This is a genomic window from Devosia beringensis, from assembly GCF_014926585.1.
GTDB lineage: Bacteria > Pseudomonadota > Alphaproteobacteria > Rhizobiales > Devosiaceae > Devosia > Devosia beringensis.
In genome coordinates this window covers 117,015-138,060 of sequence record NZ_CP045422.1, presented here as the reverse complement: position 1 = coordinate 138,060, position 21,046 = coordinate 117,015, and the positions used below count along the sequence as shown (strand labels likewise).

The 21,046-nt window shown below is 64.3% G+C and carries 19 protein-coding genes; 12 read left to right on the top strand and 7 right to left on the bottom strand.

The genetic code is table 11. The features are described 5' to 3' along the window. Nucleotides 1-57 precede the first annotated feature (57 nt). Nucleotides 58-1,035 (top strand): phosphotransferase enzyme family protein, encoded by a 978-nt coding sequence (locus tag GDR53_RS00785; protein WP_193336234.1) that lies wholly within the window; start codon nucleotides 58-60, stop codon nucleotides 1,033-1,035. A 7-nt stretch (nucleotides 1,036-1,042) separates the two neighbouring features. On the opposite strand, the gene GDR53_RS00780 is transcribed toward GDR53_RS00785, so the two are convergent. The 5 genes from GDR53_RS00780 to GDR53_RS00760 form a co-directional block, all read right to left on the bottom strand. Beyond that, nucleotides 1,043-2,335, bottom strand: coding sequence for an O-antigen ligase family protein (locus GDR53_RS00780; RefSeq protein WP_193336233.1), 1,293 nt, complete (start codon nucleotides 2,333-2,335; stop codon nucleotides 1,043-1,045). An 8-nt stretch (nucleotides 2,336-2,343) separates the two neighbouring features. Then, a complete protein-coding gene (locus GDR53_RS00775) occupies nucleotides 2,344-3,798 on the bottom strand; it encodes a hypothetical protein (protein ID WP_193336232.1) in 1,455 nt (484 codons plus the stop codon). A 7-nt stretch (nucleotides 3,799-3,805) separates the two neighbouring features. After that, nucleotides 3,806-5,320, bottom strand: a complete 1,515-nt coding sequence (locus GDR53_RS00770; protein WP_193336231.1) for an undecaprenyl-phosphate glucose phosphotransferase — start codon at nucleotides 5,318-5,320, stop codon at nucleotides 3,806-3,808. Between the two features lie 72 nt (nucleotides 5,321-5,392). Next, entirely contained in the window at nucleotides 5,393-6,523 is a 1,131-nt protein-coding gene (locus GDR53_RS00765; RefSeq protein ID WP_193336230.1) for a glycosyltransferase family 4 protein, read from the bottom strand. Between the two features lie 11 nt (nucleotides 6,524-6,534). Continuing rightward, the gene (locus GDR53_RS00760; RefSeq protein ID WP_193336229.1) at nucleotides 6,535-7,086 is read right to left on the bottom strand and encodes a polysaccharide biosynthesis/export family protein; all 552 of its coding nucleotides are present in this window, start codon (nucleotides 7,084-7,086) and stop codon (nucleotides 6,535-6,537) included. A 148-nt stretch (nucleotides 7,087-7,234) separates the two neighbouring features. Between GDR53_RS00760 and GDR53_RS00755 the strand changes: the two genes are divergently transcribed. Beyond that, nucleotides 7,235-9,487 (top strand): GumC family protein, encoded by a 2,253-nt coding sequence (locus GDR53_RS00755; protein ID WP_193336228.1) that lies wholly within the window; start codon nucleotides 7,235-7,237, stop codon nucleotides 9,485-9,487. Between the two features lie 12 nt (nucleotides 9,488-9,499). Beyond that, nucleotides 9,500-10,540 (top strand): polysaccharide deacetylase family protein, encoded by a 1,041-nt coding sequence (locus tag GDR53_RS00750; RefSeq protein ID WP_193336227.1) that lies wholly within the window; start codon nucleotides 9,500-9,502, stop codon nucleotides 10,538-10,540. Here the strand turns inward: GDR53_RS00750 and GDR53_RS00745 are convergent, their stop codons facing one another. Then, nucleotides 10,541-10,747, bottom strand: coding sequence for a DUF2842 domain-containing protein (locus tag GDR53_RS00745; RefSeq protein WP_193336226.1), 207 nt, complete (start codon nucleotides 10,745-10,747; stop codon nucleotides 10,541-10,543). Between the two features lie 78 nt (nucleotides 10,748-10,825). Between GDR53_RS00745 and GDR53_RS00740 the strand changes: the two genes are divergently transcribed. The 7 genes from GDR53_RS00740 (at nucleotide 10,826) to GDR53_RS00710 (ending at nucleotide 16,345) form a co-directional block, all read left to right on the top strand. After that, nucleotides 10,826-11,899, top strand: a complete 1,074-nt coding sequence (locus tag GDR53_RS00740) for a COX15/CtaA family protein (protein WP_232846687.1) — start codon at nucleotides 10,826-10,828, stop codon at nucleotides 11,897-11,899. Between the two features lie 165 nt (nucleotides 11,900-12,064). Next, nucleotides 12,065-12,529, top strand: coding sequence for a 50S ribosomal protein L13 (gene rplM, locus GDR53_RS00735; RefSeq protein WP_193336225.1), 465 nt, complete (start codon nucleotides 12,065-12,067; stop codon nucleotides 12,527-12,529). 1 nt (nucleotide 12,530) lies between these two features. After that, on the top strand, nucleotides 12,531-13,013 hold the full coding sequence (rpsI, locus tag GDR53_RS00730; protein ID WP_193336224.1) for a 30S ribosomal protein S9: 483 nt from the start codon (nucleotides 12,531-12,533) through the stop codon (nucleotides 13,011-13,013). 109 nt (nucleotides 13,014-13,122) lie between these two features. Continuing rightward, nucleotides 13,123-13,758 carry a hypothetical protein gene (locus GDR53_RS00725; protein WP_193336223.1) on the top strand — a complete coding sequence of 212 codons (636 nt, stop codon included), beginning with the start codon at nucleotides 13,123-13,125 and terminating at the stop codon, nucleotides 13,756-13,758. Between the two features lie 177 nt (nucleotides 13,759-13,935). After that, nucleotides 13,936-15,309, top strand: a complete 1,374-nt coding sequence (locus GDR53_RS00720; protein WP_193336222.1) for a dicarboxylate/amino acid:cation symporter — start codon at nucleotides 13,936-13,938, stop codon at nucleotides 15,307-15,309. 128 nt (nucleotides 15,310-15,437) lie between these two features. Beyond that, nucleotides 15,438-15,707 carry a metalloregulator ArsR/SmtB family transcription factor gene (locus tag GDR53_RS00715; RefSeq protein WP_232846686.1) on the top strand — a complete coding sequence of 90 codons (270 nt, stop codon included), beginning with the start codon at nucleotides 15,438-15,440 and terminating at the stop codon, nucleotides 15,705-15,707. Continuing rightward, nucleotides 15,704-16,345: an SdpI family protein gene (locus GDR53_RS00710; RefSeq protein ID WP_193336221.1), complete on the top strand. Its 642-nt coding sequence runs from the start codon at nucleotides 15,704-15,706 to the stop codon at nucleotides 16,343-16,345. Before GDR53_RS00715 ends, GDR53_RS00710 begins: the two co-directional genes overlap by 4 nt. Here the strand turns inward: GDR53_RS00710 and GDR53_RS00705 are convergent. Further along, nucleotides 16,338-17,654 carry a glycosyltransferase gene (locus tag GDR53_RS00705; RefSeq protein ID WP_193336220.1) on the bottom strand — a complete coding sequence of 439 codons (1,317 nt, stop codon included), beginning with the start codon at nucleotides 17,652-17,654 and terminating at the stop codon, nucleotides 16,338-16,340. The genes GDR53_RS00710 and GDR53_RS00705 overlap by 8 nt on opposite strands. Nucleotides 17,655-18,062: 408 nt before the next feature. On the opposite strand from GDR53_RS00705, the gene GDR53_RS00700 reads away from it, so the two are divergent. Together GDR53_RS00700 and GDR53_RS00695 are read left to right on the top strand one after the other, a co-directional pair. Then, nucleotides 18,063-19,274 carry an LL-diaminopimelate aminotransferase gene (locus GDR53_RS00700; RefSeq protein WP_193336219.1) on the top strand — a complete coding sequence of 404 codons (1,212 nt, stop codon included), beginning with the start codon at nucleotides 18,063-18,065 and terminating at the stop codon, nucleotides 19,272-19,274. 282 nt (nucleotides 19,275-19,556) lie between these two features. Further along, complete coding sequence (locus tag GDR53_RS00695) at nucleotides 19,557-20,897, top strand: homoserine dehydrogenase (RefSeq protein ID WP_232846857.1); 1,341 nt, start codon at nucleotides 19,557-19,559, stop codon at nucleotides 20,895-20,897. Nucleotides 20,898-21,046: the final 149 nt, after the last annotated feature.

The following is a 21,046-nucleotide window of genomic DNA, read 5'->3' as shown; positions in this document are numbered from 1 at the left end:
ACAGCCTGGTTTCGCCGCTGCAGCCCTGCTGCCAGCGGCTGACTGTCGGAGTTTCCGATGCCCATGACCCTGCCGGACATTGCGCCAGCGCTCGCGCTGTGGCCCCAGACGCAGGGGGGCAGTGCCCGACTGGTCAATCACTCCGAGAACCGGACTTTCCGCGTCGATTGCCTCGATGGCCGCTGCTTCATGCTGCGCATGCACCGCAAGGGCTATCAGTCGGGGCAATCCATCGACAGCGAACTGGCCTGGCTGCTGGCCCTGCGGCGGGACACCGCCATCCCCGTGCCCCAGCCGATTGCCGGCGGCGATGGCCGTCTGCTGCAGGAGTTCTGCGGGCCCGATGGCACGATCCATCTGGCCGTGCTGTTTGATTACCTCACCGGTGACGAACCCACGCTGCAGAGCGATCTGGTCGGCCTGTTCGGGACGCTGGGGCACTACGCGGCGACCCTGCATCGCCATGCCACCACCTGGCAGCGCCCCGCCGGCTTCACCCGCCAGAGCTGGCAGGCCTCGACGATCCTCGATGCCGATGGCCCCTGGGGCGACTGGCGCCTGGCGCCGGGCGTTAATGCCCACAACCGACCGATCCTCGATCGTCTCGACGCGACGCTGTGGATGCGCCTGGCCGAATATGGCCTCGACCCGTCGCGCTATGGGCTGATCCATGCCGACATGCGGTTGGGCAACCTGCTGGTCCATGGCGACATGGTGTCCCTGATCGATTTCGACGATTGCGGCTTCTGCTGGTTCACCTACGATTTTGCCGCCGCCATCTCCTTCCACGAAACCCATCCGCTCGTGCCGGCGCTCAAGGTGGCCTGGCTGGACCGGTATCAGGCCATTCGCCCTCTGGACGGCATGGATATCGATTCCATCAATGCCATGGTCATGCTGCGGCGCATGTCGCTGCTGGCCTGGATCGGCTCGCACGCCGAAACGGCTCTGGCGCAGCTGCACGCGCCCGGCTTTGCCGATGGCACGGCCGACCTGGCCGAGCGCTATCTGCGCGGCACACTCTGGCAGGACTAGCGCGGTATCAGCGCTTGACGCCGGCAGCCGCTCGGGGCGGTGTCGCGGATGGCTCGGCCAGTCGACGGGGACGCGCCCTGGTGCCCGGCCCGGTCGAGCTGATATTGGCGGCGCTCAATCCCCAGACCAACCCATAGAACAGCCAGCTCTGGCGCCAATGCTCGCCCTCATGCAGCGACGAGCAGAAGATAATGCCGACCAGCGAAATGAGCAGCACGATGGGCAGTTCGTTGCCGGTGCGCCGGTAATTGCGCAGCGATACCACCACGCTGCCCACGGCCAGCGTGACATAGCTGATGCCGCCGCCCCAGCCGTAATTGACGAAGGAGCTGAGCCAGATGTTGTGGATCGGCTCGGGGAAGATCTTTTCGAGCTGCAGCACGCCGATGCCGATCGGGTTCTGCATGATCATCGGCAGCACCAGCAGGTAGCGGTGGTAGCGCCCTTCCTCGCCCAGGTCATAATCCTTGGCAAAGGTCAGGCGATCCATGAGCTTGGCGGTGAATTCGGCCGAGGTCAGGCCCGCAATGACGAACAGCACGACGCTGGTCATCACGAGGCCGCCAATGATCAGCACCAGTCGACGCGGATTGCGCCGGTTGTGAAAGAAGACATAGGCCGTCAGGCACACGATCGCGGCGACCACGGCGATGCGCGAGAATGAGAGCAGGATGCCCAGGAGCGCAATCGCCAGCGCGCCGCTGAGCAGCACCTTGCTGCCTTGCCCGCGCGACAGGAAATAGGCGCAGAACACCACGGCCGGAATGAGGAAGGAGCCATACATGTTGGGGTCGTCGATCAACCCCTTGGCGCGGCCGTCCCAGGTCAGCAGCTCCATCTGGGTCAGGAAGCCCACCGTGCCCAGCAGGGAGGCAATGACGCAGGAGGCGATATAAACCATCATGAAAGTTTCGAAGTGGCGCTGGTTCCAGCTCATCGAGACGAAGGCGCCGATCACGCCGATCGAAATGGCAAAGGTCTTGGCGAGGAGCTCGAAAGCCACGAATTCCTGCCCCAGATGTGGCAGCGACGCGATGAAGTAGGACATCGCCCACGCGCCCAGCAGCAGCGACAGAAACACGGCCCGTCGCGTCACCACCTGCTGCTGGAACAGCATCAGATGCAAGAGAGTGATCAGGAATGAACCGATGAATAGCATGTCGACGGGCGAGGGGCGCATCAGCGTGTAGTTCATGGCCAGCACGGCGATCAGGAAGACCATGTTGCGGGTACTGAAGACGGCAAAGCGCAATCCGTCGAGGCTGACCCCGGGCGCGCCGAGCTCCCTACTCGTATCCACGCCCGTGCTCATGGTGCCAAACCGTAGCCGAGCAGGAAATCCATGTCGCCCAGGCCCTCGCAGTCCGCGGCGCTCGAGGCGAAATGCGTCTGCGCGGTCACGGCATAGCAGCGATAGACCGGCACCGTGCCTGGCTGCTCGGCGGCATAGAGCCAGCCCGCGGTGCGTTCCCGGACATAGCCCTCGCTGCAATAGCCGTCCTCGACCAGCACCTGGTCGAGGTGCCCCGGCCCATTGCTGGCGCATTCGGCAAATTTGATGCTGGCAACGCCCTCGGGCGGGCGCGTCAGCATATGCGCCACCACGGTGTCCTGCTGGTAGGCCTGCCTGTCGCCCGTCAACGGTCCGGTCGAGGCGACGTAGATCTTCCGCGCGGGGTCCGACCAGCGGGCCAGCGCCATGCCGACTTGCGCTGAGGGCGGCTCGTCCTCAATCGACAGCGACACTTCTTGATGCACCAGGTAGCGGCTCTCGAAGCCCTTGCCGGGCGGGATATAGACATAGCTGAGCAGGAAGCGCTGGTTGACGATATTGCTGCCATTGTCAGGATTGAGCATGGTGGCATAGGCGACCAGATCGGATGCAGCGGGCCGGTTCCAGTCCGACCCGTCAATGGTCAGCAAGGGCTCGTCGAGATCGACGAAGCTCAGCTTGTCGGCCGATAGCGACAGCCGCACGCCGCCAAACCACGGATCGGTGGTCACGGTGGCAACCTGGCCGAGCTCCTGCACAAAGGCGGCGGCCGGGCCGAAAAAGCCGATGTCAGTCGCCTCGCCGTCGAGGCCCGGCTCGCTCCAGCCGCCCGCGTGGAACTTGCGCCAGTCCGTCGGATCGCCGGCCAGGGCCCGCGCCACAATGGTCTGCCAGTCCGAATTGCGCAGGCAATAGGCGTAAAGATAGCCGTCCATGCCGTCGACCATGGCGCAGTCGCCCTCGCCGGAAATGGACCCCTTGCGCGGCGCATCGGGTCCGCTGATGACGGTGCCAAGGTCGGTCCAGGTCAGCCCCTCATCGGACGAGCTGGCAATGGCCATGGTCTTGTCGGTCTGTCCCCGCGGGCCATAGTCACAGATGCTTTCCTGATGCACGAAGCCGAGCACCGCCCCGGCGGTGCGCGTCGTGCTGGTCAGCCAGCGCCCGCACTCATTCTCCTTGCCGGGCTCGCCCGGCTGCATGACAGCACGCCGCTCGCCGCCCATGTCCCAGAGGCTGGTGCCGTCAATGGCATAGGTCGCGCCATTGGCACTGAAGCCGCGAAACGATCCGTCTGCGAGCTTGAGGGCCGTAAAGGTCGCGTCCAGCTCGTCCGGGAAGGGGCCCCGGACCACCGAGGGTGGCCCGACCCGGACGCTCAGGCAATCCATGCACAGCGCGCTCTCGGCCCGCGCCACCCCGACAGAAGCGGTAGTGCCAAGCATGGCCAGGGCCACAATTCCGGCGACTCGGGGCAGGGCAATGCGCATCACGGCCTCAATACGCGTTTTCGGAATTGAACAGGCTGACTGGCGTCATCGCCACGATGTAAAGGTCGAACAGCAGCGACCAGTGTTCGATATAATAGAGGTCGTGGTTTACCCGCTGCATGATCTTGTCGATCGTGTCGGTCTCGCCGCGCCAGCCATTGATCTGCGCCCAGCCCGTCATGCCCGGCTTGACCCGGTGGCGGGCAAAATAACCCTCCACGGCCTCGTAATAGAGCTGGTTGTCGGCCTTGGCCTGCAGCGCATGCGGCCGAGGGCCGACGATGGACAGTTCACCCTTGAGCACGTTGAACAGTTGCGGCAGCTCGTCGATCGAGGTCTTGCGAATGAACCGGCCGATGCCGGTGACGCGGGCATCGTCCTTGGTCACCAGCGTTGCGGCGCCGGCGTCGGCCATGTCGCTGCGCATCGAGCGGAACTTGAAGATATTGATCAGCTCATTGTTGAAGCCGTGCCGCTTCTGGCGAAAGAACACCGGCCCCGGGCTGGTGAGCTTGATGGCGAGCGCGGTCGCCAGCATGATCGGGCTCAGCAGCACCAGGGCGGTCAGGGCGACCGTCTTGTCGAAGACCCACTTGAATACCAGATTCCAGTCCGAGATCGGCCGGTCGGCCATATCGAACACGGCAATGTCACCCACATAGGAATAGGCCTTGTTGGTGAACTTGAGTTTGCTCATATGCGCCGACAGCCGGATGTCCACCGGCAGCACCCAGAGCTGCGTCAGCATGTCCAGCACGCGCTTTTCGGCCGATAGCGGCATCGACACGATCACCAGGTCGACCGCGGTCCGCCGGGAGAAATCGATGAGGTCGGCGACCTTGCCCAGCTTGGACACGCCGGCAACGCTATCGGGAGACCGCACGTCGATACGGTCGTCGAACAGGCCCAGCAGGGTAATGTCAATGCTGGCGCTGGCCCTGACCTGGTCAATCAGCGTCTCGGCATCGCTGCCGCCACCGACGATGACCGTGCGCCGGCGCAGTCGTCCCTGCCGCGTCCAGCGCAGCACCAGGCTGCGCAGAGCCATGCGATAGGCCACCAGCAGAACCGCCCCGCCGGCAAACCAGCTGGCCAGCCATACCCGGGAGAACAGGTCGCCCCCCTTGAAAAAGAAGATGCCGACGGCCAGCACCACCATGACCAGTGTCCAGCTGGCGAGCACGCGGCCCGTCTGGTTGAGCACTGTACGATAGGCCGTGATGCGGTGCGTCCGGGCCGCGTTCAGCACGACATTGGCCAAGAGGCACACCGCCAGGATCACCGGGACGTAGAATTCCGGCTGCCCAAGGGAGACATAGACCTCGTAAATGCCGTAACCCAGCGCCGCCAGCAGCAGGGCTTCAACGATCTGCGCGACGCCCACCACCACCGCGCCAGATAGGACCTTCTCTGCGGGTGCCGCGATCACCGCCTCTGCTGCCGGAGACAGGGGGCCGCCTGCGCTGCCCCCGGTTTGCCGGGCAGCGTGATCCAGGGCCTGTTTGGGGTCGACGCGATACATGGGAATAACCGATCCAGAACTCTCGCCGCTATTGTTCCCCAGAAGGAGTTTAGGTTCGGTGAAGCTCGGTGCCTAATCTGGCTGCACCAGTCGCGCATAAAGCGCTTCGATCGCGCCGGCCATACGTCCGAGCGAAAACTGCTCGCCGATATAGTCTGCCCTGACCGTCATCTCTGCTGCGGCTGCCTGCGGATCGTCGAGCGCACCCTGCATCGCGGCCCGCAGCGCCTCGACGTTGGCGGACGGCACCAGGCTGGCCGCTGTCGGACCAAATATTTCGGGGATGCCGCCCACCCGCGTCGCGATCACCGGCAGCCGCGCGGCTGCGGCTTCGAGCACGACATAGGGCAGGGATTCCGCCAGCGATGGCACAATGGCGATGCGGCCGCGGGCAAAGCTGGGCCGGGCCGGCTGGGCTCCGGCCAGGGTGACACGGTCGGTCAGCCCCAGCGCCTGGATCTGCGCCTCGAGCGCCGCCCGTCGGGCGCCATCTCCCACCATGACCAGCGTCGCCGGCTGGCCATCGGGCCGCGTCACCCCGGCCAGCGCATCGATCAGCACATGCACGCCCTTGAGGTCGCGCAACTCGCCGACAAAGACAAAATCGGCCGCATCGCTGTCAGGTACAACCGGCACGAACTCGTCAGGCGCCAGTCCGTTATGGATGACCTGGGTAGGGCAGGTGGGCGGACCGATCAGCGCGGCATAGGTCGACTGGGCATAGGCGCTCTCGAATACGATGGCCCCGGTCCGGGCGAGCAGGCGGCGCTCCAGCAGGTGAAAGATCCGGCCCGACACGGATGTGGCTTCAAAATGCAGCACGCCGCCATGGGGGGTATAGACCGTTGCGGGCCCACGGCCGCCAAATGCCGCCAGCCGGGCATAGAACCCGCCCTTGGCGCCGTGGCCGTGCAGGACGTCGATATGCAGCGATCGCTGCAGCTTGTGAACAGCCAGCGGGGTCACCAGATCGCCGCCACCCAGAACGCGTGGCATGGCAAAGCGATGGATCCCCAGGCTGGCATGGGGCAGCAAGGCCGTCAGGCGGTCTTCCGTCTGTGCGTCATTGGCAAGGCTGTCGACCACCAGGCCCACGCTGTGGCCATGGCCTGCCAGTTCCCGGGTAAGATCGGCAACATGGCGAAACAATCCGCCCACCGGCGCTCGCATGATCTGCAGGATTCGCAGCTTGCGCCCGCTCATGGTCGGCTCCGTCAGAACCAGCGTTCCGGGACCACGATCGTGTCACCGGGGAAGATCGGGAAGTCCAGATTGACGCTGCCCTTGACCATCTGCCCGCCCTGGCGGCGATAGACCACCGCGCTCTGCCGGTCGGCCGTGTCGGTAAAGCCACCCGCGGTGCTGATGGCCGCGCGCACCGTCATGCCGAAGACATAGGGGAACTGGCCGGCATTGTCGATTTCGCCCTGGATGAAGAACGGCCGGTACTCGGCCACTTCAACCGCAACGTCGGGGTTACGCATATAGCCATTGGCCAGCGCAGCAGCGATGTTGCCGGCCGCCATTTTGGTGGTGGCGCCGCGCACCTGCACCGGTCCGACCAGCGGGAACGCCACGGCGCCGCTGTCATCGATCTTGTAGGTGCCGGTCAGTTCGGCATCGCCATAGACGGTCACCCGCACGGCGTCGCCGGTGTCGAGTTGATAGGGGCCCTTGGTCTCTACCAGATAGGTGGCAGAGCGCGTGGTCGCGCACGCCGCCAGTGGCAGCATCAGGGCAAGACATAGCAGGGGTAGCCAGCGCATTATGTTCCCGGCATCTGGAGTTGGCGCAGTGTCGCTTCCCCATGGTTAACAAACCTTTCGCGCCGGACCATGTTGCCGAGATTTGTGTGGTTTAACCAAATGCTTACCACGTCGTGTCCATAAATCAGGGCATCAACGAGGAATAGCAATGACCTATGAGTCACCCGCCATGCGCGACGACCGGATCGACGTTGCCGCGCTGTTTGGCGCTGTAGCGCAGCGGCTGCCGCGCATCATTGTGCTCACTTTGGTCCTGCTCGCCGCGGCCTTTGCCGTGCTGATGTTCATGCCGCGGCTCTATGAGTCCTCGGCGTCGATTCTCGTGGAAGATCGCAGCAGCATCTATACGCGCGCCGCCAACGAACAGGCACCTTCCTCATCGAGCAGCGAGACGGGCGTCGTTTCCAGCCAGATCGAGCTGCTCAAGTCGCGTGACACCTTGCTCACGGTTATCGACACGCTCGATCTGCGCTCGGTTGCCGAGTTCAACGGCGGTGACGGCGGCGGCTTTTCGCCCGTGGCCATTATCGGCCGCCTGCTGGGCAGGCAGGCCACGCCGCTGAGCATTGATGAAACCGTGCTCAACAATCTTTACAGCCGTCTCACCGTCAGCCAGGAGCGGGACTCCCGCCTGATCTCGGTGACGGTGCAGTCAACCGATCCCCAGCGCGCTGCCGATATCGCCAATGCGGTCGCCAATGCCCATGTCGCCCGGCGCGCCCAGCTCTCGCTCTCCGATACGGCCGTGGCGTCGGGCTGGCTGCGCGACGAAATCGACCGGCTGCGCGTGGTGGTCAATGAGACCGAAACCGCTGTCGCCAATTTCAAGGTTGCCAATGACCTGTTTGTCGGCAGCAACAATACCGGCCTGGCGGACCAGCAATTGTCCACCATTGCCAGCCAGATCAGCGCCGCCCAGGAGCGCAAGAGCACGGCGCTCGCCCGTGCCAGCCTGATCCGCGGCATGCTGGAACGCGGCCAGTCCATTGAAGGCGTCGCCGATGTGCGCGACTCTGCCGTCATCCAGCAGCTGAGCGAGGACAAGGCCAGGCTGCAGGGCGAAATGGCCCAGCGCTCCGCCACCTTGCTGTCGAGCCACCCCACTATTCGCGCACTCACCGCCCAGATTCGTGAGCTCGACAACCAGATTGCCATCGAGGGCCGCCGGGTTGCCGGTGCGCTCGATGCCGAAGCGCAGATCGAAGCCGACCTTGAAGTCTCGCTCAATGCCGAGCTGGACAATGCCAAGGTCTCCGCCTCCACCGCCACCCAGGATACCGTCACGCTTGATGAGCTGCAGCGCGAGGCCAAGGCGCAGCGCGACCTGCTCGAAGGCTACCTGCAGCGCTACAACGAGGCCTTTTCCCGCACCGAGACCAATTCCGCACTGCCCGACGTGCGTGTTGTCAGCCTTGCCGCGCCCTCGGTGACCCCGGCCTCGCCCAAGATCCAGCTGGTGCTGATCGCGGTCGGCATCGTCGCCGTCCTGGCCCAGATCGGCGTGATCCTGTTCGCCGAACTCATGTCCGGCCGGGCCATCATCATCGGCCGCGAGGCCGTTCGCCCCCAGGATGAACTCGATGAAGTGCCCTTCTCGCCGGCCGAACTGGAAGCCGAGCAGCAGGCCGCGGTAAGCGACAGCCGGACCGAGGAGGAAGTTGCCGACGAACCCGATCTCTTCACTGCTCCCGAACCCTCGATTGAACCGCGCCCGTCCTCGCAAGTCGTCGATGCGGATGCGCTCGCAGCCCAGTCCCGGTTGATCGAGGAACTGGCCGCCCTGGACAGCGAGCCGGCAAATGACCAGGCGCCCGTGCCGTCGGCCGCCCCGCGTGCCACGCCGGCAAGCATCCCGGACGCCATCAGCCTGGCCGACCTGACGGCCGACCTGGTGCTGGGCCGGACCCATCTGGTCATGCTGGCTGCCCATCGCACCAACGCCGATTGTGAGGCTTTGGCCGACGAACTGGTTGCCGATGCCCAGGCCCGTGGCCTCAGCGTGGCGCTGGTCGATGCCGGCAGCGGCCGTCTCAGCGAACTGCCGGGGCTCTCCGACCTCAGCGGCGATACGGCCAGCTTCGGCGACGTGGTCCACAAGTCCACCGATAACAGCTTTGCCGAGATTCCCTGGGGGCGGGCGCGCTCGATCACCCGCAAATCCACCAAGCCGCTGACCCTGGTTGAGGCACTGGGCGACATTTATGAGGTCGTGGTGCTGCTGACCGGCCGCGTCGGCATGAACTCGGCGCTGCCCATGTTTGCCGATCTCGATGGCCGGGTGGTGCTGGTTGCCGGTCCTCAGGATGAGGGCGCCGGCATCGAAGACAGCCGCGCCCAATTGCTCGATGCCGGCTTCAGCACGGTCGACGTCACGCTGGGGCCGGTCCGCGTCGCGGCCTGATCGGAGGCTGCCATGTCGGCCAAATATGCAGCCATCCGTGCGCTCTTTGAGCTGATCTGGCTGTCCCGCCTGCCGGGCCTGCTGCGCGCCCTGTCACGGTCGCGCGGGGTGATCTTCACCCTGCATCGCGTGCTGCCGGAGACTCCGCACGACTTCTCTCCCAATGCCATATTGCAGATCGAGCCGGCCTTTCTCGACTATGTCATCGAGCGGGTGCGGGCGCTGGGCATCGATATCGTCAGTCTCGACGAAGCGCTGGAACGCCTTGCGGCCCCAGGCAAGACCAAACCCTTCGTCGTGCTGACCTTTGACGATGGCTACAAGGACAATCTGCACCACGCGCTGCCCATCCTGCGGCGGCACGAGGCGCCGTTCACGCTCTATGTCCCGACCGCCCTGGTGGACGGGGTGGGGGAATTGTGGTGGCAGGCCATCGAGGACATCATTGCCCGCCAGCAGGCCGTGGCTCTGCAACTCGGCACTGAAATCGACTATGTCGACACGCGAACCCTGGCCCAGAAGCAGTCGGTGTTCGCGGCGCTCTATGGGCAGATGCGCCAGCTGCCGGAAGACCAGCGTCTTGCGCTGCTGCACCGGTTCGCCGCCGACTATGGCCATGATCTGGCCGCGCAGTGCCGCGCGCTGATCATGGACTGGTCGGAACTGCGCCACTTTGCCGCCGAACCGCTCTGCACCATCGGCGCCCATACGGTGCATCACTATGAGCTGGCCAAACTGCCGCTCGCCCAGGCCCGCGACGAGATGGCCCAGTCCGCCGATATCCTGCTGGCCCAGTTCGGGCAGCGCCCGCGGCACTTTTCCTATCCGCTGGGCGGCCCGCAATCGGCGGGGCCGCGCGAATTCGCTCTCGCCAGGGAACTCGGCTTTGCCTCGGCCGTCACCACGCGCCCCGGCGGACTGTACCCGCGCCATGCGGACGATCCCTATGCGCTGCCGCGCATTTCCCTCAACGGCTACTTTCAGTCTCGCCGCTATGTCGATGTTTTCGTGACCGGAGCGGTGTTCTCCCTGCTGGGCAGGATCACCGGCTGATCAGGCGTCCGGCCGCGACATCCAGCGGATGATGGCCATGGCCGGGTAAAGCCAGCCCATGCCGGCGACCACGAAATAGGGCATCAGGATCCAGATCGGCAGATCGGGCGGAAAGGCCAGATAGACCGAGGTGAAGATCGACAGCCAGGCGATGATCGACCCCAGGATGAGGAAGACACCGGTCAACTTGCGGTTACGCTGGGTCATGTGCGGCATCGCGCCTATTGCAGGAGAACTCGGTGGGGCATACCACTCGGCCCGGTTGATCGACACCGGGAAAATGCAGTGACCACCGTTCACAATGCCGCACTGAGCGAGACACACTATGCCAGCGACCGTCTGCGGCCCGTCCGCATCTGGCTTTATGCCATGGCGGCCATGGTGCTGCTGATGGTGGTCGTCGGCGGCATTACCCGTCTCACCGAGTCGGGGTTGTCGATCACCAGCTGGAAGCCGATTTCCGGCACCATTCCGCCGCTTAACGACGCGCAGTGGGCGGCCGAATTCGAGGCCTACAAGCAGATCCCGCAGTTTGAAGTGAACAATAGCTGGATGACCGTGGATGACTTCAAGGTCATCTTCTTCTGGGAATTCGTCCACCGCCTGCTTGGCCGCCTGCTCGGCGTCGCCTTTTTCGTGCCCTTTCTGGTCTTCCTGGCGCAGAAGCGCTTTACCCCGCAGCTGGCCTGGCCACTGTTCGGGCTGTTCATCCTCGGCGGCTTTCAGGGTGCGCTGGGCTGGTGGATGGTCTCGTCGGGCCTCAGCGAACTCACCTCGGTGTCGCAATATCGCCTGTCAGCCCACCTGACGGCGGCCTCGCTGCTGTTCATCGCCCTGGTCTATCTGCCGCGCTCGCTGGAACCCGGCAGGGTCACCGGCCCCGAGCCGACCCGCAATATGGGTTGGGCCGTGGTGCTGCTGGTGCTGCTCATTCTGCAGATCGGGGCAGGGGGCTTCGTTGCCGGCCTTGATGCAGGCATGGGCTACAATACCTGGCCGCTGATGGATGGCGCCTTGGTGCCCGACGGCCTGGGTGCCATGCAGCCGGCCTGGCGTAACCTGTTCGAGAACGCCCTGACCGTGCAGTTCATTCACCGCACGCTGGCCTATATCATTGTCGCCTATGTCGGCGTCATGCTCTGGCAGCAGCGCGCCAGCGGCGGCTTTGCCGGTCTGCAGGGCTGGCTGCCACGGCTTGGCCTGCTGGTCGTGCTGCAGGTGGTCCTGGGCATTGGCACGCTGCTCATGGCGGTGCCGATCAGCCTGGCCGTGGGCCACCAGGCATTGGCCTTCATGCTGGCAGGCGTCACCATGGCCTATATCGCCGATATGCGCCGCGCCGCCCGCACCACGCTATAGCGCGCAAATCTGCGGTAATATAATACCGTAAGCATAAGTCTTTGATTATACTAGGGAAAATCTAGCCTATTGACGGGCTGTGGAATCCCTCATAAACGAGCCGTCGAACGTGCCGCTTTCCCGTCAGGGGAGGTCGGTCACTCCAGGAATTTAGGGAATTCAAGCATGAGCACTTACTCGGCAAAACCGAGCGAGATCGACAAGAAGTGGATCCTGATCGACGCCCAAGGGCTCGTCGTGGGTCGCGTTGCTTCGATCATTGCCAGCCGCCTGCGCGGCAAGCACAAGCCAACCTTCACCCCGCACATGGACATGGGCGACAACATCGTTGTCATCAATGCCGACAAGGTGAAGCTGACCGGCCGCAAGCTGGACCAGCACAAGTTCTATTGGCACACCGGCCATCCCGGCGGCATCAAGGACCGGACGGCCCGCGAGATCCTCGAAGGTCGTTTCCCTGAGCGCGTGCTTGAGAATGCGGTTCGCCGCATGATGCCGGGCGGTCCGCTGACCCGTGCGCAGCTCAAGAATCTCCGCGTCTACACCGGCGCCGAGCATCCCCACGAAGCGCAGAACCCGGCCAAGCTGGACGTTGCTGCGATGAACCCCAAGAATGCGCGGGTGAAGTAATATGGCCGAAACCATCAACTCCCTCGAAGATCTCGGCACCTCGACTGTCGCGCCTGTTATCAACACCGCGCCGGTGCATGTGCAGAAGCTTGACGCGCAGGGCCGTGCCTATGCGACCGGCAAGCGCAAGAACGCCGTTGCTCGCGTCTGGATCAAGCCAGGCAAGGGCAAGGTCACGGTCAATGGTCGTGAATTTGCCGCCTACTTTGCCCGTCCCGTGCTGCAGCTGATCGTCAAGCAGCCGATCGTCGCGACCGAACGCACGGACCAGTACGACGTTGTCGTCACCGTCGCCGGCGGCGGTCTGTCCGGCCAGGCCGGTGCTGTCCGTCACGGCATCTCCAAGGCGCTGAACTTCTTCGAGCCGGGCCTGCGCCCAGTGCTCAAGAAGGGTGGCTTCCTGACCCGCGACAGCCGCGTCGTGGAACGCAAGAAGTACGGCAAGGCCAAGGCCCGCAAGTCCTTCCAGTTCTCCAAGCGCTAAGCTGGAACTGTCGAAATTTGGGAAAGGGCCGGGCAACCGGCCCTTTTCTTTGTCACGGGCCGGCGGTCTCGCCCCTGGCAGCGCCGCCATCCATGCCTATGTAAGGTCCATGCCCAGCCTCGTCACCCGCTTTCACCTGCTGCTTCTGGCCGTGACGCTCGCCATCACCGGTGTGGCGCTGCTGCGGATTCCCGCCACCTTCGCCTTTCCGGCCCATTGGTCAGGCAGCGCGGCCGACTGGCTGTGGCCGCGCAACCTGGCTTTGGCCGCGGCACCCATTCTGGCGCTGCTGCTGCTCTTGGGCTTTTTCATCCTGGGTCGAGCGCTGACCCGCAACCAGTTCGCCAAGTCCCAGCATATCCTTGATCCGCTGCTGAGCCTGCTGCTGGGCATAATCGCCGCTACCCAGCTTGGCCTGCTGCTGACGGGCATCGGCTCGGACCTCGATATTATCCGCCTCACCGGCTTTGGCCTGGGCATTGTCCTGCTGGTGCTGGGCGTGGTGCTGTTCGAGGCCGAGCGGCACACCTATGCCGGCTTGCGCATGCCCTGGCCGATTGCTGCCGACGCCGCCTGGACGCTGGTGCACCGCGCTACCGGCACTGCCACCTCCCTGGCCGGAATGGGGCTGCTGGCGCTGGCCTGGTTTGATGTGGGCATCGGCTTGCTGGCTTTGGCCTTTGCGTCTGCCATTGTCATCCCCGGCCTCGTGGCCGGACTCACGACACTGCTTGGCCGGCGTTAGCCGCTTTCGCACAGCGATTGTCGCAACTGCCCCGGCTGCGGCAGGATATTCCGGCCAGCCACCCACAATTGGAAATCCATGCGCCGCGCACCTGCCACCAAAGGCGTAGGGTGCTGCGCAATAATGAGGCTTTTCGCTCAGATTTTGGGCATCGCCTCGCCAATGGATAGGTCCGCCATGTCGCCCACTACCGTATCCGCCGCCGCCACACCGCGCCCGGCCAAGCCCTTCTACCGCAGCTTCGGCTTCCAGGTCCTTGCCGCCATGGTCATCGGCCTGCTCCTGGGCTTTGTCGCCCGGCAGATGGGTCCCGATGTCGCCGGCAATGCCAACTGGCTGACCCAGACGCTGGCCACCATCGGCTCCACCTTTGTCTCTTTGCTGCGCGCGCTGGTGCCGGTCCTGGTGTTCACCGCCATCGTCGCCTCCATCGCCAATCTGCGCGAGCTCAACAATGCAGCCCAACTGGTCTGGCAGACCCTGCTCTGGTTCGCCATCACCGCGCTGATCGCCGTGTCGATCGGCATCGCGCTGGGCCTGATCATCCAGCCCGGCCTGCATACTGCCGTCACGGCTGAGGCGGCAAAGCTGCCGTCGTCTTCCGGCTCCTGGCTGGATTTCCTCAAGGGACTGATCCCGTCCAACATGCTGGGCCTGCAGGCCTCCACCCGCGTCACCGACGGCTCGGCCACCACCAGCCTCAACTTCAACGTGCTGCAGATACTGGTCATTGCCATCGCCGTGGGCGTCGCCGCCCTGCGCGTCGGCCCGGCGGCAGACGGCTTCCTCGCCTTCAACCGCTCCTTCCTCAAGATCATCCACAAGATCCTGTGGTGGGTGATCCGCCTGACGCCGATCGGCACCATCGGCCTGCTCGGCAACGCCGTGGCCGTCTATGGCTGGGACGCGCTGGCACAGCTGGGCTGGTTCTCGGCCGCCATCTATATCGGCCTGGCCCTGGTCCTGTTCGTGGTCTATCCGGTGCTGCTGCAGGCCAATGGCCTCAACCCCATCCGCTACTTCCAGAGCGCCTGGCCGGCCATTCAGCTGGGCTTCGTGTCGCGCTCCTCGATCGGCACATTGCCGCTGACCGAGCGCATCACCGAGCAGAATCTGGGCGTGCCGCGTGAATATGCCGCCTTCGCCGTGCCGCTGGGCGCCACCACCAAGATGGACGGCTGCGCCGCCATCTATCCGGCCATCTCGGCCATCTTCGTCGCCCAGTTCTTTGGCATCCAGCTCGGCCTGCAGGAATACCTGCTGATCGTCTTCGTCTCGGTGCTGGGTTCGGCCGCCACGGCCGGCCTTACCGGCGCCGTGGTCATGCTCACCCTGACGCTTTCCACGCTCGGCCTGCCGCTCGAAGGCGTCGGCCTGCTGCTGGCGGTCGATCCGATCCTCGACATGGGCCGCACCGCGGTCAACGTCGCCGGCCAGGCGCTGGTGCCCACCATCGTGGCCAAGCGCCAGGGCATCCTTGACCAGGACGTCTATGACCGCGGCGAGAGCATCGACGCGCTCGACGTCAACGAGGCCGTCCCGGCGCAATAGCGCCACCCTCTGCCGATCAAGTTAGAGGGGAGGGCGCGAGCCTTCCCCTTTTTTGCGTCTCTATTTCGTCTTGACACTAATTAGCATGAGCGCTAATTAGTGAAGCAACGAAATATATGGATCGCCGTGTGGGTATCAATACCGTCTTCGAAGCGCTGTCGCATCCGGTACGCCGCAAGGTGCTCGGCCTGCTCAAGTCCGGCCCGATGAGCGCCGGCGACCTGGCCGCGCATTTCGACATCAGCCGGCCGACGCTGTCGGTCCATTTCGCCAAGCTCAAACAGGCCGAACTCGTCGCCGTGCGGCGGCAGGGGACCAGCCTGATCTATCACCTCAACACCTCGGTGCTCGAACAGGCACTGGCGGATGTGATCTCGCTCAAGGAGCAGGACCAATGACCTTCAAAGACATCTTCAGCCCAGCCACACTTATAATTGTGGCCCTCCTGGCTGTGGTCACCTGCATTGGCTTTGTTGTGGTCCCGGGCGAGACCATGCTCCCCGTACACTGGGGCATTACCGGGCAGGCAGATCGCTTCCTGCCACGCAATGCGGCGCTGCTCCTGCCGCCAGGCTTTGCCGCCGCCGTGCTGCTGCTCGCCGCCGCGCTGATCCGTTATGCCCCTGCCGACCGGCTGCAGTCCGGCCGTCACCTGCTGGCAGCCATGCTGCCGGTGCTGCTGCTGCTCTTTGTGGTCATCGCCACCGGCACGGTGCTGATCGGCGCCGGCTTCGCGGTGGATATGGTCCGGCTGATTGCCGCGGGCCTTGGCATCCTGCTGCTCGTCATGGGCAATGCCCTGCCCAAGACGCAGCCCAACCACTATGCAGGCATCCGGCTGCCCTGGACCCTGTCCGACCCGCTGGTCTGGCAGAAGACCCATCGCGTGGCCGGGCTCGCCAGTATGATCTGCGGCCTCGCCTTGCTCGTCCTGGCAGCGGTCACTGCAAACGCCGTGCTCTTGCTGGTCGGCATTGGGGCGGCATTCGTGCTGCCCATCATCGTCGGCCTGCTGGCCGCCGCTCGGCTCAACTGACTTTCTTGAGTACCGATTTGATTTTCTTTGGTTTTTTGATCCCGACCACGGCCGGCACATAGCTGTCCATGACCCGCTCGATCACCTTGATCGCACTGCCGGTGCCGTCCTCGGCATGCAGTTTTTCGGCAATGTCGGTGGCGTTGCGGCGGTAGTCGGGATTGGTGGTCAGGTCCGCCAGCGCACCGGCCAGGATTTCCGACGTCAGCTTGCGCAGCCGCACCGGCTTGGGGCCGCAGCCCAGCTCATAGACGCGACGGCCCCAATAGGGCTGGTCGACCAGTTGCGGCACCACGAAGGTCGGGCGTCCCAGATGCAGACCTGCCGAGGTCGTGCCGGCGCCGCCGTGGTGCACGACCGATGAGACATATTTGAACAGCTTGTCGTGCGGCGCCTTCTCGATTGCGAAAATGCTCGCCGGCAGGTCCTCGGGATTGATCCCGCCCCAGCCGCGGGCCACCACGGCGCGGCCGCCCCACATGGCGACGGCTTCCTTGAGGATTTTGGTATTGCGCTCGGCGCCGAACGGCATCGAGCCGAATCCGATATAGACAGGGGCCTCACCCTCGGAGAGGAACTTCTGGAATTCCGGCGAGGGCTGCCAGTCCGAACGATCCTTGAGCTGCCAGTAACCGGTGACGATGGCGCTCTTGGGCCAGTCGCGCGGCCGCGGCGATACCACCGAGGAATAGGGGTAGAGGGTGGTCAGCGGCGTGCCGTCGGTATTGCGGAAAAAGCCGCCCTTCTTGCGCGCATCCAGACCCATCAGCTCGCGGCGCAGCTTGTTGCGCGGCAGGTTGTAATAGATCTGCTGCACCGTCATGGCGGTGTAGCTCAGCTTGTTGAAGGCCGGCCCGAAATCGGCGCCGTAATACATGCAGAGCGGAAATTCGCTGGTCGAATTGAGCGGCTGCAGTGCCACCATGATCGCCGGCACATGCAGGGCCTCGGCAATGTCGATGCCGAAGCTGGTATTCATGTTCAGGATCAGCATGTCGGCGCCCTGGCACATGTTCCAGGCGTGGCGGGCCGCCGTGTCGACGATCTGCTGGCCCTGGCGGAGCAGGGAGGGGCCGTTGATGAGCATGGACTGGCTCATCGCATTCTCGAAGCGCTGCTGGCTCAGGAAAGACTGGATCGAGGGTCCCAGCGTGTGGAACTCGATGCCATAGCCTTCGACCATGCCCTCGAATTCTTCGGAGGCGCCCAGGACGACCGAGTAGCCACGCTCCTTGAGCGCGATCGCCAGAGCAAGATAGGGTTGAACGTCGCCCTGCGTGCCGATCGTGACAAGGGCAATCCGCTTCAAGTGTCTCACCTCATATGGCAGCCGTGGAGCCCAGAAATGGCGTTCGCTGCGCCATTTACAATACCTCGACGAGGAATTATGAACGGCTGTCTAAAGCTGATTTCAATACAAAAAACGCTTCCGAAGGGCAAGGGACATGCAGTCTCTGTACACTGTTGCTAGGGTTGGAGCCTCGCTCGCCGGCAGTGCAGTGGCCGCGCCTGCGCCTATGGCGGCAGCGGCAAACGCCCGCTAGCTCTTCCCGCATGGCCCTTTCGGGCCGGGAAGAGCCGAATATCCCAGGCCGCCCTTGCGGGTTTTAACCCGTTTACAATCATAATTCCGCGATAATCGGCTCCATAATGGGGTTTGGCGCTCTATGCGCGTCGCGGCCCAGGTCAGGTCCTCAAACGGACCGCAGAGGAAATCATGAGCGAAGAGTTCCATCGCATCCGCCGTCTGCCCCCCTATGTCTTCGAGCATATCAACCCGATTAAGGCCAAGGCCCGGGCCGAAGGCGTTGACATCATCGACCTGGGCATGGGCAATCCCGACCTGCCAACGCCCGATCATATCGTCAAGAAGCTGCAGGAAACCGTGCTCGATTCGCGCACGCACCGTTATTCCAGCTCCAAGGGCATTCCCGGCCTGCGGAAGGCCCAGGCCAGCTATTATGGCCGCCGTTTTGGCGTCAAGCTCAACCCAGACACGCAGATCGTCGCGACGCTGGGCTCCAAGGAGGGCTTCGCCAATATGGCCCAGGCGATCACTGCGCCCGGCGACGTGGTGCTGGTGCCCAATCCCACCTATCCCATTCATTCCTTCGGCTTCATCATGAGCGGCGGCGTCGTCCGCTCCATGCCGGCCGACCCCAATGAAGATTTCATGCGCTCGCTCGACCGGGCCGTGCGCCACTCCATCCCCAAGCCCATTGCATTGGTGCTCAACTACCCGGCCAACCCGACCGCCTATACCGCCACGCTCGATTTTTACACCGAAGTGGTCAAGTACTGCCGCGAGCACGAGATCTTCATCCTCTCCGATCTGGCCTATTCCGAAATCTATTTCGACATCGACCCGCCGCCGTCCGTGCTGCAGGTGCCCGGCGCCATCGACATTGCTGTGGAATTCACCTCGATGTCCAAGACCTATTCCATGCCCGGCTGGCGCGTCGGCTTTGCCGTCGGCAATGAACGCCTGATCGCCGCGCTGGCGCGGGTGAAGTCCTATCTTGATTACGGCGCCTTCACGCCGATCCAGGTAGCCGCCACCGCCGCGCTCAATGGCTCGGACGACGTCATCGACGAAATCCGCAAGGTCTACAAATATCGTCGCGACGTCATGGTGGAGAGCTTTGGCCGCTCCGGCTGGGACATTCCCGTGCCCAAGGCAACCATGTTCGCCTGGGCGCCAATTCCGGCGCAATACGCCCATCTCGGCTCGCTCGAATTTGCCAAGCTGCTGATCCGCGAGACCGGCGTCGGCGTCGCGCCGGGCGTCGGCTTCGGCGAATATGGCGACCAGTACATCCGCCTGGCCTTTGTCGAGAACGAGCAGCGCATCCGCCAGGCCGCGCGCAACGTCAAGAAACTGCTCGGCGGCAAGGCCGGCGCCGGCAACGTCGTGCCGCTGGCTGGCTGATCGGCGCGCAGATTTGGCCATGTCGACCAATCGGTAGGCATGGCCCAGATCTGCAAGGGTTTTCGGTGAACTCCTATTGACGACTAGGCATATTCCTATGCAGATGTCGCCACCATGAGCGATATCCAGTCTTTCCGCCAAGCCGTTGAAACCTTTATCTCCGCCCGCGGGTGGACGCCGACCCGGTTCGGCCGGACCGTGGCGGGCGATCCGCTCTTCGTCTTCGACCTGCGCGAGGGGCGTGAGCCGCGTTCCGACACCCGCACCCGCATCCTCAAGGCGATGCAGGAATTCGGCGACGGCACGGCGCTGCCGCCGTTGCGGGTCGGCGTGGCGGGCCTGGGCAATGTCGGCGCCACCCTGGTGCGCATCCTGCAAAAGGACGGTGCAGAGCTGACCAAAAAGCTCGGACGCCAGCTCGTCGTGACCGCTGTGGCCGCCCGGTCGCGCTCGCGCGATCGCGGCATCGACATCTCGGAGCTGGACTGGTTCGACGATCCGGTGGCTTTGGCCAAGTCCGATGGCATCGACCTGTTCGTCGAGCTGATCGGCGGCGAAGACGGCCCGGCGTTGGCCGCCGTCAAGGCGGCGCTGGAAATCGGCCGCCCCGTGGTCACCGCCAACAAGGCGCTGCTGGCCAAGCATGGCACCGAACTGGCCAAGCTGGCCGAGGATACCGGCGCCCAGCTGGGCTTTGAAGCGGCGGTCGCTGGCGGCATTCCGGTGGTCAAGACCCTGCGCGAGGGGCTGGGCTCGGCCCGCATCGCCAAGGTCTTCGGCATCATGAACGGCACCTGCAACTATATCCTCACCCGCATGGGCAACGAGGACATCTCCTTTGCCGATTGCCTCAAGGACGCCCAGGCGCTGGGCTATGCCGAGGCCGATCCGAGCTTTGACGTCGACGGTTATGACACCGCCCACAAGCTGGCCATCCTGGCCACGCTCTGCTTCGGCTATGAACTGGCCCCCGACAAGATCCGGGTCGAGGGCATTACCGGCATCACCCAGCACGATATCCAGGTGGCCGCCGACCTTGGCTACAAGATCAAGCTGCTCGGCATTGCCCAGCGCACCGATGACGGCATCGAGCAGCGCGTCCATCCCACCTTCGTGCCCAAGGGCAGCGCCATTGCCGGCGTCGACGGGGTGATGAATGCCGTGGCACTGGAAACCGACCACGTACACGAACTGCTGCTGGCCGGCCCCGGCGCGGGCGGTCCGCCCACGGCTTCCTCGGTGCTGTCGGACATTCTCGACATTGCCCGCGGCACGCGCGTGCCGCCGCTTGGCGTGCCCTCCGATGAATTGCTGCCCTATCGCGAGGCCGCCATGCGGCCGCATGATGGCGGCTACTACATCCGCCTCAGCGCCAAGGATGTGCCCGGGGCGCTCGCCGCCATCGCCACCCGCATGGGCGAGCGCGGCATTTCCATCGATTCTGTCATCCAGCGGTCCGATTTGAGCGCTAAGGCCATCGCACCCGATGGCTCGCCGACCCGCACGGTGGTGATGATCACTCAACAGACTTTGGAATCGGCCGTGCGTGAATCGCTTGCGCAGATCGCCGCCGACGGGTTTATCGTCGGACAACCGCAATTGATCCGGATCGAAACGCTCTAGATCACCGGCAAGGTGCATTGAGAGTGCGTCAGGACGAGTCGAGAAGACGGGTTATCGAGAACCGGCGCGCAGCGTGCGTTCTGCACGTGAGCACCGGAGCGGAGAGAACCTGGATTCGCAGGCCGTCATCACGCTCTCGCGATGTGCCT